Origin of the sequence: Dysgonomonas sp. HGC4, from assembly GCF_001261715.1 — a bacterium.
Lineage (GTDB): Bacteria > Bacteroidota > Bacteroidia > Bacteroidales > Dysgonomonadaceae > Dysgonomonas_A.
This window is the reverse complement of record NZ_CVRU01000085.1, coordinates 1-17,701: the sequence shown is the minus strand read 5'-3', so window position 1 is coordinate 17,701 and position 17,701 is coordinate 1. Positions and strand designations below refer to the sequence as shown.

10 protein-coding genes and 1 tRNA gene are annotated in these 17,701 nt (G+C 35.9%); 10 read left to right on the top strand and 1 reads right to left on the bottom strand.

Annotation, left to right across the window (positions count from 1 at the left end; genetic code table 11):
* Positions 1 to 34: 34 nt before the first annotated feature.
* From HGC4_RS08755 to HGC4_RS08735, 5 genes are all read left to right on the top strand, one after another.
* Positions 35 to 1,048 (top strand): fimbrial protein, encoded by a 1,014-nt coding sequence (locus HGC4_RS08755; protein ID WP_050709755.1) that lies wholly within the window; start codon positions 35 to 37, stop codon positions 1,046 to 1,048.
* Positions 1,049 to 1,100: 52 nt separating this feature from the next.
* Positions 1,101 to 2,030 carry a FimB/Mfa2 family fimbrial subunit gene (locus HGC4_RS08750; protein ID WP_050709754.1) on the top strand — a complete coding sequence of 310 codons (930 nt, stop codon included), beginning with the start codon at positions 1,101 to 1,103 and terminating at the stop codon, positions 2,028 to 2,030.
* 36 nt (positions 2,031 to 2,066) lie between these two features.
* On the top strand, positions 2,067 to 3,464 hold the full coding sequence (locus HGC4_RS08745; RefSeq protein WP_050709753.1) for a fimbrial protein: 1,398 nt from the start codon (positions 2,067 to 2,069) through the stop codon (positions 3,462 to 3,464).
* Between the two features lie 40 nt (positions 3,465 to 3,504).
* The gene (locus HGC4_RS08740; protein ID WP_050709752.1) at positions 3,505 to 5,460 is read left to right on the top strand and encodes an FISUMP domain-containing protein; all 1,956 of its coding nucleotides are present in this window, start codon (positions 3,505 to 3,507) and stop codon (positions 5,458 to 5,460) included.
* Between the two features lie 290 nt (positions 5,461 to 5,750).
* Positions 5,751 to 7,109 carry a carboxypeptidase-like regulatory domain-containing protein gene (locus HGC4_RS08735; RefSeq protein WP_050709751.1) on the top strand — a complete coding sequence of 453 codons (1,359 nt, stop codon included), beginning with the start codon at positions 5,751 to 5,753 and terminating at the stop codon, positions 7,107 to 7,109.
* Between the two features lie 101 nt (positions 7,110 to 7,210).
* Here the strand turns inward: HGC4_RS08735 and HGC4_RS08730 are convergent.
* Positions 7,211 to 7,282, bottom strand: a tRNA-Arg gene (locus HGC4_RS08730).
* Positions 7,283 to 7,490: 208 nt separating this feature from the next.
* Here HGC4_RS08730 and ung point away from each other — a divergent pair.
* The 5 genes from ung (at position 7,491) to HGC4_RS08705 (ending at position 17,665) form a co-directional block, all read left to right on the top strand.
* Complete coding sequence (gene ung, locus HGC4_RS08725; RefSeq protein WP_050709750.1) at positions 7,491 to 8,153, top strand: uracil-DNA glycosylase; 663 nt, start codon at positions 7,491 to 7,493, stop codon at positions 8,151 to 8,153.
* A gap of 49 nt (positions 8,154 to 8,202) precedes the next feature.
* A complete protein-coding gene (locus HGC4_RS08720) occupies positions 8,203 to 10,806 on the top strand; it encodes a tetratricopeptide repeat protein (RefSeq protein WP_050709749.1) in 2,604 nt (867 codons plus the stop codon).
* A 236-nt stretch (positions 10,807 to 11,042) separates the two neighbouring features.
* On the top strand, positions 11,043 to 12,848 hold the full coding sequence (locus tag HGC4_RS08715; protein ID WP_050709748.1) for an HSP90 family protein: 1,806 nt from the start codon (positions 11,043 to 11,045) through the stop codon (positions 12,846 to 12,848).
* A gap of 261 nt (positions 12,849 to 13,109) precedes the next feature.
* Complete coding sequence (locus HGC4_RS08710; protein ID WP_050709747.1) at positions 13,110 to 15,368, top strand: beta-N-acetylhexosaminidase; 2,259 nt, start codon at positions 13,110 to 13,112, stop codon at positions 15,366 to 15,368.
* Positions 15,369 to 15,445: 77 nt separating this feature from the next.
* On the top strand, positions 15,446 to 17,665 hold the full coding sequence (locus tag HGC4_RS08705; protein ID WP_050709746.1) for a DUF4838 domain-containing protein: 2,220 nt from the start codon (positions 15,446 to 15,448) through the stop codon (positions 17,663 to 17,665).
* Positions 17,666 to 17,701 lie beyond the last annotated feature (36 nt).

Genomic DNA, 17,701 nt, shown 5'->3' with positions numbered 1-17,701 from the left:
TTGCCACTTAAGCATTATCTCTATAAAAGCTAAAATGAAACAACTTTTTTTCCTAACCAGTATTATATTGCTGTTGTGCTCTGCCTGCAGCAACAATGATGACGAAGTGTCTTCGCCTGAAGGAAAGAAAGCCTCATTGACCATCTCTCTCACCGGTAAAGCAGATACAACAACTCGTAATGTAGGACCAAGCAATCCATATTTGGAGAATATAATCGGCTATTTCACCGTATATGTATTTGCAAACAACAGGCTCGAAAGAGTTGAAAAGACCGCTAGTACAACATTTGTTACAACATTATTTGTTGACAAATTGACAACCGGTGTAAAAAGAATAGTTGTTATAGCAAATAGCCCATATGGCTATGATGATCCTCTTCTTTCAGAAGGAGATTCTTACAGTAAACTAGCAGATGTTGCAAACTATATAAACTTAGATGACCAAACTGTTGCTCCGGGGTTAGTAATGACCGGAGAAACCGATGCTACACTACAATCGGTAACTGAGGGAACAAACAACATAACGATTCCCCTCAGCCGTATTGTTGCTAAAATAAAGCTAGGCTCAATAACAATTGATCCTACTGCAGGTGTCGATCCTGCTCTTTTTCAGTTAACAGGTATAGCTATTATTAAAGCTAAATCGCAGACTTCACTAGGTATACCTTCAATCGTTACAGCTCAACCTTTTTACAGCGGAATCAAAGGATCAACTGTGCAGGATAGTAGTAACATCAAAGATTACCTGTATGAATCTATCAGCCTCAACGATTATAGTGAAAGATATTTCTATGTTTTTGCAAACAACAATAGCGAAGAGAATGCTACCCTAATGGCATTAGAGGGAATTTACAACGGTGTAACCATGTATTACCCTTTCCGGCTTCCAGCTATTGCTCGAAATACAGAACATACTATTAATATAACTCTTCGTCGCTTAGGGACAGGCTCTCCTGATCCTGAACTGCCTAGCGACCCTACAACATTAATAGTATCAATTACTCCAGCAGACTGGGTTGTTGTTCCCACTCAAAATGTGGATTTGTAATTGATATAAAAAATAAAACAAACCGAAGGACAGATTAATTGTCAACGAATATATGAGACATTTAAAATATAAAATATCGAATCAGTTGTTCAAATACACTTTACACAGTGTAATTGTCCTATTGGTATTATTGTCTTTTTCGGCTTGTATAAAAGATGATTTTCCAAATTGTAACACGACTCTTTTTATACAAATAAATGCGATTAATGCATCGGGGCAGGATATTACCGCCAGCGGTGAAGCAGGCGAAGCCAAGCTTTATGTGTTCGATCAAAACCAACGCTTAACTCAGCAAATGACAGTATCAGTTGCCGATATTCAGAATAAAACCCGTATCCAATTATTAATAAAGGGAACCAATCATTTTTCGATAGTAGTATGGAGTAATCTAAATGGCAACCAGCAGGCAGACTCTCTAGCTAATGGTATTAGTATGGATCAAGCTTTTATACAATTAAAGAAAAACACTGAAGGTTATGCTATTAACCCCGATGATTTATTCTTCGGAATACTTAATATTGAAGGTAGCAATACAAACACCGATATTACAATAGAGAATACTATCACTATACAACGAAAAACAGCTCTCCTTAATATAATGGTGAAAGGGCTAAATGCTCAATTCGCAAATGATTATTACTTTATAATCGGGGGAACTACAAAAGATGCTTATAATTTTAAAGGGAACCTAGTAGGTAGCCCAATAGAATATCAGCAAAACGGCGAATTTAATGCCTCAAACACTCAGTTTATATCTTCCCCTTTTAGAGTGTATCCTCTAGCGGATGGCAATAGTCTGACAATTTATATATATAAAGGGGATCAATTAATTGCCACGGCAAACACAAATGATGAAAACGGGGCTAATATTATACCCATTGTAGGTGTTACCACTAATGTATTAATCGATTTGAGAGCATCATTAAATGTGAATATTATAATAACCAACTGGGAGGAAGTATATCACTGGTTCGAATGGTGAAAAACCAGGACATATAAACTAAGATAAATAACACTGATGAAACAAGTTTGTCAAAAAAAATCAAAGGCTAATACTAGAGTATTTTTTATACTCCTAGGTTTTGTCCTATTGACCATAATACCCATCTTCACATCCTGCAATAAGGACGATGACGGTAATGGCGAGTTTGGCTCAAAAAATGTGAAAGTCCAATTCTATACAACAAACCTTTCTTTTGTCAGACAAACATCCAATGAGTCTCAGATAAACGAAGTTCAAGCGATGGTATTTATAGACAACGGCGATGGCGGAGGATATAAATACAATTATAGTGTAGAGGGAACCTCTCTCACTCATTCAGACACTCTATCAACAACATTCGATCTTGAGATTTACACAGAAGAAAGACCCGTGAAAATATTCATCTTTGCAAATAGCAATGGTATTATCTCAAATAATATTCCACTAGTTGGCGAAACAGAAAACGAAGTGAAGCAAAAACTTATAAAACCCGTTACTTCAACCAATATAACCGGTAACTTCCCGATGTGGGGAGAATATCTTCTACCATCAGGTATATCGAGCACTCTAAACAATACAATAACACAACTAAAAGTTTTACGGTCGATAGCTCGAATAGATGTTAGCACTACAAAAACGCCAAGTGATTTCACGATGACAAGTATACAAGCTTTTCGGGTAAACAGTCAAATTCAAATAGCCCCCAATAATTATACAGGCTCATTGTTAGTCTCTGATCCAAGTATTCCAATAAGTAGTGTTGCTACCATCACTACTATTCCTATTCCCGTTATTGCAAATAATTCGGAATCGCAACTCTATTTGCCCGAATCCGAAGCTCCCACATCAGCCAATCAGGTAGCCAAAGCCACTTGTGTTATAGTGGGTGGAAGGTACAAAGGAAGTGCTACGGTTACTTATTACCGAATTGATATAGAACCAAATATTGCCGGCTATCCTTCGGGACAAATTTTACGAAACCATCACTATACACTTAACATCGTAAATGTGAGTGCACCCGGTTGGCCAACCCCCGAAGAAGCTGCAGAAAACATATCTACAAATATTGAAGTAGGTGTACAAGACTGGACAGATGCTAATATCAATGTAGGTCTTGACGGCAATGATTACTTTAGATTGTCGTCACGAAACCTTGAAATCGAAAGAGTTTCCGGTTCAACCACATATACTTTTGTAGCAACTAGTGTATTAGATTATACGATACAGTGGTCGGATGCTCAAGGAAATCCTCTACCTCAGACTAGTCCTGGCGAAGTTATTGACGATGGAGTTTTACGTGTCACAAAATCGCGTAATATCATTACTGTTGAAGCCATAGCAGACAATCCTTCAACAAACAGCATTCTTAGATATTTTCTTATTGTTGCCAAACGAGCACATATAGTGGTTAGTGTAGTACATGCTGGGATATAAATAAATGTATTTCGAATAAGATAATAACAGAAATTTATAAATGAATAAAACAAATATATTTCTCAAACATATTATATACCATATAGGTCAATTAGCCTTATTGGTTATCGTGATATTACTTTACAGTTGTACTGAAGACAGTATATCTAATAAGAATGAAAGCAGAAGTGAGAACTATTTCCAATTTAGTGTAAAAACAGCCGATAGCACTCCTCCTAAAGTTCAATTGAAATCGGGGCAAGTGAATGCTGAAAGTACTATAAATCAAATACAAATATTAGTATTCGAAAATGATATTTTCCAATACAGAGTAGCAGGTACAGGTATCGCTAATAGCGGAAATAATAGTGCAACATTCAAAGCGCGTTTATTATCTAGCAACCAACCTACAACTATTTATATAATAGCCAATGCCGATGCTATAGTAGAAGCTAATGCTCCTATTGCTGGAGAAACAACGGCAGCCATAAAAACGAAACTTACAAAAGCTATATCAACAAATATCTTAAACGGAGATCTAACAATGTGGGCTAGCTACACATTCCCCACAGGCTTATCGGCTACTACAGAAAATAATATAAGCAATATTATGATGCTTCGTTCCGTTGCACGCGTAGACATTATAGCTAGCGCCGTCTCCAATTTCGAATTAGTGAGTATACAAGCATTCAGAGTATCAAATAATACGCAAGTCATCCCCAATAACCCAACATCTACACCAAGTGTAACAAATCCTAGTGTACCCTTAGGCACAGAGCAAAATATTAATACAACACCCATTCTCACTACTGCAGAATCTTCCGTTGCACAAATGTACTTGCCCGAGGTAGCTGCCCCAGCATCCGCCGATCAGATTAGTAAAGCAACATGTATAGTAATAGGAGGACGCTATGCAGGCAGCAGTTCGGTTACATATTATAGACTTGACTTCAATCCCAGTATTGCAGGTCATCCTTTCGGTCAGATTTTACGTAACCACCGATATGAATTTAATATAAGTTACGTTCTACGCGAAGGATACGCCACAGCTCAGGAAGCAGCCAACAATATATCTTCATCTATGGAGGCACGAATTGTTTTATGGAGCGACTATATAAAATACATGGTCTTCGACCTAAATAATTATTTAGGTGTATCTAACTCTTATATAAGATTGGAAGGGACTGCCAACTCCTCTCTAGATATTCTTGTTCAAACTGATATATCAGACTACACCTTGAGTTGGGCAGACAGAGATGGAAATCCGATAGATGGCTCAGCAGGGCAGAGTTTAACTGATGAATACTTTCAAGTTAATAAGGCATCTGATGGATCAACAATTTCGGTTGTTGCAACTCAAGTAAACCCTGAGGATGCAGACGATAGGGTACGATTTTTTATAATAAGTGGTACCAGACTGAGGTTACTTGTCACAATTATACAATCTCCAGAAGTATCTGCACCCGAACCCGGTCCGGGAGGGGTAATATGGGCAGAAACAAACGTTGACCTACCTTATACTTTAGCAGATCAGAAAGCGATAGGCAAATTCTATCAATGGAATAGAAAAGTAGCCTGGGCAAGTAACGGAACTGTTACAGGATGGAATACCACAGGAGCCGCAGGTTTCTTATGGGAAGAAGTAAATGACCCATGCCCCACAGGATGGAGAGTACCTACAAGAGACGAATTACAAGCCTTGATTTCGTCTTCTGGACGAAGTTGGCGAATTGTTTCTGTAGATTATGATTATCCTGGTGTATGGTTTGCCCCAACACAGCAAGAAGCCGTAGAGGCCACTTTTGAAAATCCTGGTAGAGGCTTATTCTTTCCTGCCGGAGGTGTAAGAAATGCAACGGGAGGATTGGAAAGTGCAGGAAGTAATAGCCATTACTGGGCTAGCGATGTTAACCCACTTGGAGGAACTACCGACATAATGAGTATTGCAAATGGAACATATCTTATTTTTCCAGCCGAGAGAACCACTGGATGCTTAGTAAGATGTGTTCACGATTAATTTAGAAAAACAGATAAACAGTTTATAATATAAAGAAACAACCCTTCATACTTTGATTATGGAGGGTTGTTTCTTTTTAATTTTACACCTAAAGCTAATTTTTCTATGAAAACTTATATTACTCCACTCGACTTTTAACAAACAAATATTATATTAGCAAAAGAAACCCTTAATCAAGAAGTATACACTAATCTTTAGGCATCTTTTTTTACTATTAAAACCAAGAATTTACTTTAAGAATGTAACCTTAACAGCCACTTACAGAACAAAAATCGAGAAAATATACGACTATGAATTTAAAACTCAGAAAAAGACTTTCTACGAATAAGCTTTTACTCTTAATTTTCCTATTATCCATCTCCTCTATTAAGGCACAAGACAAAGCTAAAGTTATAGACGAAAAGTCCAATTTGCCCTTGGAAGCTGTCAGTATATCCTTAAATAGTGGAAAAGTTTCAACTATTACAAATGAGAAAGGTATTTTCGATCTAAAGAATTTACTTCCTATTAATGAAAACGACACATTACATTTTTCACATATTAGCTATATCAATAAAAGCATTCCGTTTTCGGAGCTAAAAGAAAAAAACTATACGGTTTCCCTTATAAAAAAAGATCAACCATTATCTCAAGTAACAGTCACTTCTGAAAGACTCGCCCCCAACTCACTCATTCAATATAAAGAATTAGCTCCTATGCAAGATGAACTAAGTTCATTCGGTGCTGTGTTAGTTGACAATAAAATTTATGTGATCGGTGGCGATAATACAGCAACAACAGATTCTAAATCATTTAGTGTTGGCAGAACAGGAATAGTTCGAAACTCTTCTTCTCAATATGAAAACTACAGTAAAAAACTGCAAGTATATGATATATTGAATAATAAATGGGAAATAAGTAATTTAAAATTCAGAAAAAGAGCATATCATAATGTAATTCACAATAAAGGGAAAATATACGTTTTAGGAGGTAAAAGATATTCAACAAATCATAAACTCGAATACTTAGATAATACAATTGAAATATATGATATTAAAAAAGACACTATAATTGTAGACAATAACAATCCTCATCAAGCAGTAAATGCAGCTTCATTTGTTTTCGAAGATCATATTTTCCTCATCGGAGGTTCTATCAAAACTTATCTTGATAAAGGAAAGATTTTCACACACAAAGTTCATGTCCTAGATCTTAATACTGGATACTGGTACGAAATGGATGGGATGCCAGTTGATCACTCAAAAGAAACAAAAGGCGTTATTATTCAAAACGTTATATACTTAGTAGGTGGCGATAAGGGATGGCCGCTCAAATACATTAACACTTATGATGTCTCAACAGGAGAATATAAACAAGAGAAAGTACTACCCTATGGTCTTGCAAGACCAGCAGTTGCATATAATAATGATATTATTTACATTTTCGAAAAAAGCAAAATGCAAACTTACAATATCAAGACAAAAGAGTTTAAAATCTATCCAATAGATTTACCATTAAGCGGCAGCGAGATGTTTTATAAAGATGAGATGCTATATGTATTGGGTGGATCTTATATCGATGAATATTCAACAACCCCTTCGAACCATTTATACACAATTGACATAAGTGAATTTGATCGGGTGAAAGATTATAAAATACCCAATTACTAAACAACCAGATAATTTCGATTTAGGTACACATTTAATATGGCACTTCTCAAACAATAATAAGGTATAAGCAACTAGTTTATACCTCATTGTTATTTCATTAGTGATCCCGAAGGGAATCGAACCCCCATCATAGGAACCGGAATCCTACGTTTTATCCATTAAACTACGGGACCATTATCCAATTCGTTTGCAAAAGTATAAAATTATTTAGAATTCATTTTATTATTTACATGATTCTATCTTTTTACGAGCATTTAATTATTTGTAGAGCTACTTTATCCCATTTCTGTATTTATAATAACCTTAATTCCCCCTGACTCCTTACTTTATATTTATTCTATTATTTATATCTTTGTCAAAGTCATCAAATATCACACAACTATGGATGTTAAGATTGAAGAGTCATGGAAAGCCCACTTGAAAGACGAATTTGAAAAAGAGTATTTCATAAAAGTAACTAATTTTATCAGAAGTGAATATCAAACAAAACAGATATTTCCTCCCGCCAAGTTAATCTTTAATGCATTTGATCATACACCTTTCGATAAAGTAAAGGTCGTAATTTTGGGACAAGACCCCTATCACAACGATGGACAGGCACATGGACTGTCATTTTCGGTAAATGATGGCATACAGTTTCCACCTTCACTGATAAATATTTTCAAAGAAATAAACGCAGATTTAGGAATACCCATTCCCAAATCGGGTAATTTGACACGCTGGGCAGATCAAGGAGTGCTACTTTTAAACGCGACTTTAACCGTACAAGCACATCAGGCAGGATCTCATCAAAATAAAGGATGGGAAAACTTCACAGATGCAGCAATAAAAAAACTTGCTGACGAAAGAGAGAACCTCGTTTTCCTTTTATGGGGATCATATGCTCAAAAGAAAGCAGCTTTTATTGATGGCAATAAACATCTTATATTGAAATCGGTGCACCCCTCTCCCCTTTCTGCACACAGAGGTTTCTTTGGGAACAAGCATTTTAGCCAGATTAATGAATATCTGGTATCAAAAGGACAAACACCTATCGAATGGTAAGATTATGATCTCACCTACATTTAAATAACAAAAACTAAAAGGATATATTATGTTCGGATTCTTCAAAAGAAAAAATAAAAACAACGAAAACTCAAAAGAACAGACAAGCACATCTCAATTTTCGACTTCTACAAGCTTCGAAGATCAATATAGCAGTCTTCTAAAAAAACATACAGAGAATCTTTCAGCACTATCAACAGTCGCTCAAAAATATACAAGTAAAGACGATTATAATGATAAGAAAGAATGGCTCGATGCTTTAGCTATTTGTGATGTTGCTCTACAAGAAAATAAAGTAGACAATACTATTAAAGAACTCTATCGACAAATATATACTCGTAACTGGAACAAGTATGTATCTATGGAGTATAACGATACAGATTATAAACTGTGGTTCAACCTAAATAAAGAAATCAATGATCGCTTTATAAAAATAGGACATACCAGAGGATATTGTGAACAATCTGATTTATATGGTTCTGCTAGACGAGGATACCGTGACTTAACCAAGAAAATAGAATATCTGAGAGAAGGAGTAAAAGCTGAAGACCCTGCCTCTTTGGGCGATTACGGATATGGATTATATCTTGGTTTGCCAGAATATGGTGATGAAAATAAAGAAGAAGGCAGAAGACTTGTAGAACGTTCAATCGAATTGGGGTATGAGTCGGCACAAATACTTCTATTATACATTGATTTCTATGACAAAGATTTGGATGACAGTGTACTTTTACAACGCATAAACGAATATATAGAAAAAGCAGAACCAATCCATCGCAAACCTTATCATTTGTTAGCAGATTATTATCTACGAAAAGAAAATAACCTCGACAAAGCTGTTGAAGCTATGAAAAAAGGAATCGCCATTGGAGGACATTATTGTGAATATCTCCTTGGAATGAATTATCTAAATGGACGATTGGAGAATGCAGATAAAAACGAAGGGATACAGTTGTTGGAGAATGCATATAATTACCATGTAGTATATGCCGCTAATTTCTTGGGGCAATATTACAATTTCGGTAATGACGAAAATACCTCTATTGAAAAATCGATAACATGGCACGAAAAAGCCGCTCTATACTGTTATGGAGAATCTTCTTTTGAATTGGCTTGTATTTACTTATACAATGAAAAACTAAAAGACATTCCAAAAGGTTTAGCTTATTTGGAACAAGCTATTGAAGACGCAAGCCCAAGAGCATTGAGCGAGAAAGCATATTTAATACTGGAAAGTGATCTCTTACCCAAAGATATTGAAGAGGCTAAGCAACTACTTGAAAAGGCAATGGCATTGGGTAATGAGTACGCTCCTTATCGTTTAGGATTAGGCTATCAGAATGCCGAATTTGTAGCAGAACCCGATTACAAAAAAGCTCTGGAATTATTCGAGCTCGGAGCAGAAAGAGGACATCTATATAGTATTGAACTATCGGGAAATTATTATCGAGTAGGAGTTGGTGGCGAAGATGAAATAGCTGCTGAAAAAGCCGTTAAATATCTGACTCAAGCTATTGAATTAGGATCAAACTATGCACGAGTAGAATTGGCTTTCTGTTATGAAGCAGGGTTTGGAGTAGATCAAGACTATCAAAAAGCATTCAATCTATATCAACAAGCTGCAGACAATAACTACCCCTATGCCAATACTAAATTGGCTGTTTATTATGAGGATGGCATATTGGGAGAAGAAAATACAGTAGAAGCATTTAAGCATTATAAAATTGCAGCAGAGGCTGGTTTACCTGATTCTCTCTATCATTTAGGGCGTTATTACAAATATGCTGTTGGAATACCCGAAAATCCAGAAGAGGCTCTTAAGCTATTCAATCAGGCAGCAGAAGCAGGTAGTGCACCCGGACTTACAGAACTGGCATTAAGCTACGAACAAGAATATGGGGGCTTAGAATTTGACGCTGCTAAAATTATAGAATATATGACGAAAGCCGCTGAGATGGGATATACCTATGCTCAGTACAAACTTGCCTCGTATTACTATTATGGATTAGTTGAAACCGATCTTGATAAAGCAATAGAATGGTACACCAAAGCATACGAACAAGGATATCCTTATGCAGCACTCATGCTGGGCGAATATTACCTATATAATATGGGAGGTGGCGAAACCCAATATGAAAAAGCATTTGAGTATTTTAAATTTGCTGAGGAGCAAAACGTTATTTCGGAAGGGCTAGGTGTTTGTTACGAATACGGGCTAGGTGTTGAAGAAAACGAAACCGAAGCTTTCAAATATTATAGTTTATCTGCCAACGAGAACTATACTGCCGCAAAATATCGTTTAGGGCTTTGCTATAAATATGGACGAGGTACAACCGAAAACCTTACAGATGCCTATCGCTGGTTGTCTGATGCAGGACAAAACGGTAACTACAACGCTCAATACGAGACAGCAATGATGCTTTTGAACGGAGAAGGTGTTAGCATGGATCAGGATCAAGCAATACAGATGCTGACCAAAATAGCGGAAGATGACCACGATTCAGCACAGTTTGAACTAGGTAATTGTTATCTGACAGGAAAAGGTGTTGCCGAAGATGAAGTACAAGCTATGTATTGGTATCAAAAAGCAGCCGATAATGGAAACGAGCAGGCTCAGAAACTAACCGGAAAAAGAGAACGTCGCAAAAGATAAATTAAAGCGTCATGCTTTTCAGTTTATCTTATAAGCCGAAAAAATAGATTGTTATAATTTTAAGACAATAGTCATAAATACTGCACGTTTCTTAATTAACAATTCAAATACAATCAAAATTGGGTATCATTGAAAAACGGTATCCAATTATTGTTTAAATTTGTGATGTATGATTGTAATCTTATAAAACATTAATCTTTTGAATCTTCATTATAGATTACAACAAAAAATAAAAAATGGAAGAAAATAACGAAAATAAATACCTCTTTCAAGTAAATTTGAAAGGGATGATAGAGCTTTTATCAGAACATATATACAGTGCGCCCAACGTATTTGTAAGAGAACTTCTTCAAAATGGTATAGACGCAAATACTGCTCGAAAATCAATTGAAGAAAACCATAAAGGAATAATCAACGTTTATCTGAATAAAGTAAATGATACTCCTCAACTTATATTCGAGGATAACGGAATTGGCTTGACAGAAGAAGAAGTACATCAATTTCTATCTGTTATCGGACAAAGCTCAAAACGTGGAGATTTCAACGAAAAAGACTTCATTGGGAAATTTGGTATCGGCATGCTATCATGCCTTGTAGTTAGTCACGAAATTGTAGTTGAAACCCGCTCCCTACTTAAAGATAAATCGGTATGCTGGCGAGGCAAAGCTGATGGAACTTATACAGTAGAAACTATTGATAATATAGAAAAAGCAGGAACCAGAGTAATACTATCACCCAAGAAAGAGTGGCTCCCTTTATTCGAAAAAGAAGAATTAAAAAAGAACATTCTACAATTTGGTAATGCCTTACCTATTACTATTAATTTTATTACTGATGAAGGTACAGAAGTATTAGTAGATAAAGATCCCGTATGGCTAAACAAAGATAGCTCTAAAGAAGATTTGCTGGAATATGGGAGAAAAACATTCAATATCAATTTTTTGGATGCATTCTATTTACATTCCGAAAAAGGAGGTATAGATGGAGTAGCTTACATTATGCCTTATAAAGTTCAATTTTCGGGTTCTAAGCAACACAAGATATACCTCAAGCGAATGTATCTGTGTGAACAAGCTAGTAATTTATTGCCCGAATGGACATCTTTTGTAAAATGTATTATTAATACAAACGATTTACGCCCAACTGCATCTCGCGAATCTCTAATGGATGATGATGTAATGAAGGAAGCAAAAAAAGAGCTTAGCAACTGCTTCAAAGATTATCTGAAAGTATTAATGCTTAATGACGTAAAGAAACTAAGTGAGATAATAAGCATACATCATATCTTTATCAAAGCTCTGGCGGTCGAAGATCGTGAATTATTGAAAATGTTTATAGACTATATTCCATTCGAAACGAACAAAGGTCATATGACATTTTTGTCTATTAAAACATACAATGACATAGTTTACTATACCCCATCGTTGGACGATTTTCGCCAAATACGTCGTATCGCAGGTTCACAAGGAAAAACTGTGATCAACGCTGCATATTCGTTTGAAGTAGATTTGATTCAAAAAATAAAAATCTCTTTTCCCGATATTCGTTTAGAAAAAATTACACCGCAGGATATATTAGACACCCTTTCGGATGTAGTAATATCTGATGACGAGAGATATCAACAATTCGAGAAACGAGCAAATGATTTGCTCAAGAATCAATACTGCAAAGCTCAACTAAAACAATTCGATCCAATAGATACTCCTGCTATATATGTAGCAAATGATGAAGCAATGAGCAATAAGAATATCCAGAATTTATCGAATTCGGGTAACCCTTTTGCTGCTACATTACACAACTTCATCAAGAAGGAGGATAATATGCCAACCTTGTGCTTCAACAAAGACAATGAGATTGTACAAAATCTAATTGCCATTGAAGACGAAACATTATTCAACTCAGTAGTACATATTATGTATGTACAAGCTCTTATGTTGGGAGGTTATCCGGTTAATAAAAAGGAAATGACCGTCTTTAATGATGCTCTTTATCAACTATTAATAATGGGTATGAGCAACTTTATCGGCAAATTCGATTTGTAAAGTCTCAGGCCTTTTATTACTGATGCTCTGAAAAATAATATAACAGTAAATCTGTTCGCGAAAGAACTTTTATTAAGAAACACCATAATCTCCACCCTAATATGCAGAGTGGAGATTACAAGGTCGCAGACCTTTTTATTACTTTAGTTAGGCATAATAACTAGAGACAGTTATATTCATAAAATATCGCATTAAATATTTGACGCTACTTATATATAACAACAATCTAATAACCAATCGTTATACACAAAACAAAACCTTATGAGTAATACCAACCGTCTATTTAGTACACTTTGTTTATTACTTCTGGGATTTTCCTTTATCGGGAATGCTCAGAATAAAACCAACCCTATCCAAATTATACCTCAACCAAATAAAGTTGAAGTAGGCAAAGGTTCATTCCAATGGAATAAAAAGACAACTATTGTAGTAACCAATGACAATGAAGAAACTAAACAACTTGCCGACTATTTAGCACAAGTATTAAGTAATGTAACCCATGCGAAAGTAGAGGTAAAAAAGGGGAATATTAATTCTTCTAATTCATTGATTCTTAATTTAGGAAAAGGCGAGAATAAAGAATCGTATCAATTAGATGTAAACAAGAACAAAATTATCATAGAAGCTCCTCAACCCGCAGGAATATTCTATGGAATACAAAGTTTATTACAGATGATTCCAATAGAAGGAGGTCAATTTTCATTACAATCGGTTAAGATTGCTGATAGCCCTCGTTTTACATATAGAGGAATGCATCTTGATGTTTCAAGACATTTCTTCACAAAAGATGAAGTTAAGAAATACATTGACTTACTAGCCATGTACAAATTCAATTACTTCCATTGGCATTTGACCGATGGCACAGGTTGGCGTATTGAGATAAAAAAATATCCATTATTGACTCAAAAAACAGCATTTCGAGCCCAAGCAAGTTGGATAGAATTCGGGAAGGAAGGCAAAAAATTTGTAGATGAAGGCACACCCAATGCCTATGGCGGATATTACACACAAGATGACGTAAGAGAAGTAGTAGCATATGCTGCATCTAAATTCATAACCACTATTCCAGAAATAGAAATGCCTGGGCACTCCGAAGAAGTATTTGTTGCCTACCCTCAACTATCATGCTCTGGAGTACCTTATGTGGATAGTGATTTCTGTATAGGGAATGAAGAAACCTTTTCGTTTTTAGAAGATGTTTTAGATGAAGTAATATCATTATTCCCATCAAAAGAAATACATATAGGAGGAGATGAAGCAAGTAAAAAAGCTTGGAAAACCTGTCCTAAATGTCAAGAAAGAATGGTTGACAATAACTTGAAAGATGTAGATGAATTACAAAGTTATTTTATCAAACGCATATCAAATCACCTGACTTTGAGAGAACGTAATCTGGTTGGTTGGGATGAAATAATTGATGGAGGATTAGCAGCTGACGCAACAGTGATGGTATGGCGAGGTAAATCGAAAGGTAATGTTGCAGCACAACATGGCAACCGTGTGATTATGACTCCTGGTAGCCATTGTTATTTTGACAATTACCAAGGCAACCCTATGACTGAGCCCGAAGCAATAGGCGGATACTTACCTTTACGAAAGGTGTACTCTTTTGAGGTTGTCTCCCCTACCGATTCGCTGGCACATCTTTATTGGGGTGGACAAGCAAATCTCTGGGCTGAACATATTCCTACTTTCCAACATATAGAATACATGGCATTTCCTAGAGCAATAGCTTTAGCTGAAGCACTGTGGTCGAAGCCTGAAAATAGAAATTGGGACGATTTCAAATCTCGATTAAAAAATCAATTTCCAAGACTTGATAAGCTGAATGTGAATTACTACAAACCAGGATTCGAATTAGAAATGGAGGAAAAAGTAGACACTATACAGAAAACAGTCGAAATAAGATTCGAAAATGAGCAAAACAGCCCTCTTATCCGATACACTCTTGATGGAACAACTCCAACAAACGAATCTGCTATTTATACTGAGCCTTTTACTGTTGACAGAATGGTAAATATAAATGCTGCTATTATGGTAGATGGACAGCCTCAAGAACCAACCTTCAAAAGAAAATCGGGTTATCATTTAGGTATAGGCAAAAAGGTAATCTACAACACAAAATGGCAATCGTATCCTGCAGGAGGAGAAACTGCCCTTGTAGATGGTTATAGTGGAAGCTTTACCTATAGCGACGATCATTGGCAAGGTTTCACCTCAGATATGGATGTAACGGTCGATATGGGTAGTGTTATACCGTTAAACTCACTCAGCACTAATTTTATGCAACTCATTGGCCCCGGAGTTTTCTTACCTCAATACGTGGAAGTATCTCTTTCTTCTGATGGTGTAAACTTCGAGAAAGCTTTCAGAGTAGACAACGATCTACCTAAAGATTACAGCCGACTATTTATAAGAGATTTCTCAGGAAGTTTAGGTAATAAAGAAGCTCGCTATATCAGAGTTTTTGCCAAACATACCGAAGGGTTCTTATTTCTTGATGAGCTGATTATTAACTAAGGTCTCAGACCTTTCGTTATAGCATTAAATATTTTGTACAACGTAAACAATATATAAATAACCTAATATCTAATACTATGAATCTGAAAAGTAAAGTTTTTCTGATTTTTCTGAGCTTTATTCCTTTTTGCATTATGGCTCAATTACCCATTGTAAAAGACGGTAAGACTCAGGCTCGTATTGTGGTCAATCAGGCAGATAGTACTGACTTACAAGCTGCCAACCTGATGCAAGATTTTGTAAAACGAATATCAGGTACGGAAATATCTATTGTCTCGAATAACTCTAAACTAAAAAAAGGAGACATTCTTATCGGGAACTTTCAACTACCTCTTAAAGGCTTTGAACAATCTGCGATAAAAGAAGACGGCTTCTTTCTATCAACCGAAGACGGATATATACGTATAATAGGCGGAGAAGGAAAAGGTACAATTTATGGAGTGATAACACTATTGGAGGATTATTTAGGAGTCCGTTATTATGCTGAGAACCTACCTATGTTTGCTATCTCTAAAAATATAGTGATCCCCGAGACTATAAATAAAGTAGACAATCCCTCTTTTCGTTATCGCCAAACACAAGCATACAGCATTAAAGACCCCATATATAAATTATGGCACAGATTGGAAGAACCCAAAGAGGTTTTCGCCGGAAACCTTTGGGTACATACTTTCAATAGCATCTTACCTGCTGCTAAATATGGCAAATCCAATCCCGAATACTATGCTTTTATAAATGGTGAACGTCGCCCCGGAACTGCAAGTCAGTGGTGTCTGACCAATCCCGAAGTATTCGAAATTGTTTCTGTTCAAATAGATTCTATATTCAAGGCTAATCCTGATAAAAAGATTATCTCTGTAAGCCAAAATGATAGCCAGAATCACTGCCAATGCGATAACTGTAAAGCCATAGACGAAAGAGAAGGCAGCCCATCGGGCACTTTAATTTATTTCATGAATAAGCTAGCAGAACGTTTTCCTGATAAAGAGTTTTCAACATTAGCTTATCTTTATTCGGTAGCACCACCTAAGTATATAAAGCCATTGCCCAATGTAAATATTATGCTTTGTGATATAGATTGTTATCGGGAGGTTACCCTTACAGAAAACCCATCGGGACAAACTTTTGTGAGAGATATGCAGGGATGGTCTAAAATTTCAAGTAATATCTTCGTTTGGGATTATGGTATCAATTTCGACAATTATGTTTCTCCATTTCCCAACTTTCATATATTGAAACCAAATATGAACCTCTTCAAAAAGAACAATGCAACTATGCACTTTTCTCAAATTGGAGGAGTTAAAGGCACTGATTTTTCGGAGCTCCGTTCCTATTTAGTAGCTAAACTTTTATGGAATACAGAAGCAGACACAGAAACAATAATTAAATCTTTTCTAAATGATTATTATGGAGAAGCCGCTGCACCTTATCTATATCAATACATCAAGTTACGCGAAGGAGCATTAATCGGAAGTAATAAACCTCTTTGGATTTACGATACTCCTATTACTCATAAGAATGGTATGTTAAATACACCGATGATGAAAAGGTATCAGATTCTTTTTGATGAAGCAGAAAAAGCAGTAGCAGATAACCCTGAATTTCTAAATAGAATTAGAGAAGCTCGTCTACCCATTCAATATGCCGAATTAGAAATAGCACGTACAGAACCTATCGAAAATATAGAAGAACTTAAAAGCAAGCTAAATGCATTTAGAAAGACAGCGAAAGAGCTCAACGTAATATACCTCAACGAACGTAATAATACAATTGAGGATTATTGCGATCTTTATGAACAACGTAACTTACCCAAAGAAAGAAAGAGTTTAGCTCACAATGCAAAAATAACCTTTATAACTCCCCCATCGCCTCCTTATGATAAAATTGGAGATACTGCTCTAACCGATGGATTATATGGTGGTGCAACCTTTAACGAAAGTTGGGTGGGCTGGATTAGCAAAGATGCCGAATTTATTATAGATCTAGGACAAGTAAAGGAAATAGAAACCATAGAGTTTGACTTTCTCCATCAATTAGGCGCTTGGATATTACTACCTAAAAGCGTTACTTGCAAAACCTCTATTGACAACAAAGAGTTTGTATTGATGGGACATAAAGACATTCCCGAAGATCGAGATACAGAGGTTAAATTCGTAAATGTACCTATCAAATCTGATCAGAAGATAAAAGCACGTTATATACAAGTCAAGATAGAATCGCTTGGACTCTGCCCTCCCTGGCACTATGGAGTTGGATTTCCTGCATGGTTCTTCGTAGATGAAGTATCAGTGTATTGAAGTACAAATTTTCAAGAATTAAGAGTGGGCTGCTTA

Bases quoted from the DNA above. Each gene is read 5' to 3' on its own strand.
- HGC4_RS08755 (WP_050709755.1), top strand. From the start codon at position 35: ATGAAACAACTTTTTTTCCTAACCAGTATTATATTGCTGTTGTGCTCT.
- HGC4_RS08750 (WP_050709754.1), top strand. From the start codon at position 1,101: ATGAGACATTTAAAATATAAAATATCGAATCAGTTGTTCAAATACACT.
- HGC4_RS08745 (WP_050709753.1), top strand. From the start codon at position 2,067: ATGAAACAAGTTTGTCAAAAAAAATCAAAGGCTAATACTAGAGTATTT.
- HGC4_RS08740 (WP_050709752.1), top strand. From the start codon at position 3,505: ATGAATAAAACAAATATATTTCTCAAACATATTATATACCATATAGGT.
- HGC4_RS08735 (WP_050709751.1), top strand. From the start codon at position 5,751: ATGAATTTAAAACTCAGAAAAAGACTTTCTACGAATAAGCTTTTACTC.
- ung (WP_050709750.1), top strand. From the start codon at position 7,491: ATGGATGTTAAGATTGAAGAGTCATGGAAAGCCCACTTGAAAGACGAA.
- HGC4_RS08720 (WP_050709749.1), top strand. From the start codon at position 8,203: ATGTTCGGATTCTTCAAAAGAAAAAATAAAAACAACGAAAACTCAAAA.
- HGC4_RS08715 (WP_050709748.1), top strand. From the start codon at position 11,043: ATGGAAGAAAATAACGAAAATAAATACCTCTTTCAAGTAAATTTGAAA.
- HGC4_RS08710 (WP_050709747.1), top strand. From the start codon at position 13,110: ATGAGTAATACCAACCGTCTATTTAGTACACTTTGTTTATTACTTCTG.
- HGC4_RS08705 (WP_050709746.1), top strand. From the start codon at position 15,446: ATGAATCTGAAAAGTAAAGTTTTTCTGATTTTTCTGAGCTTTATTCCT.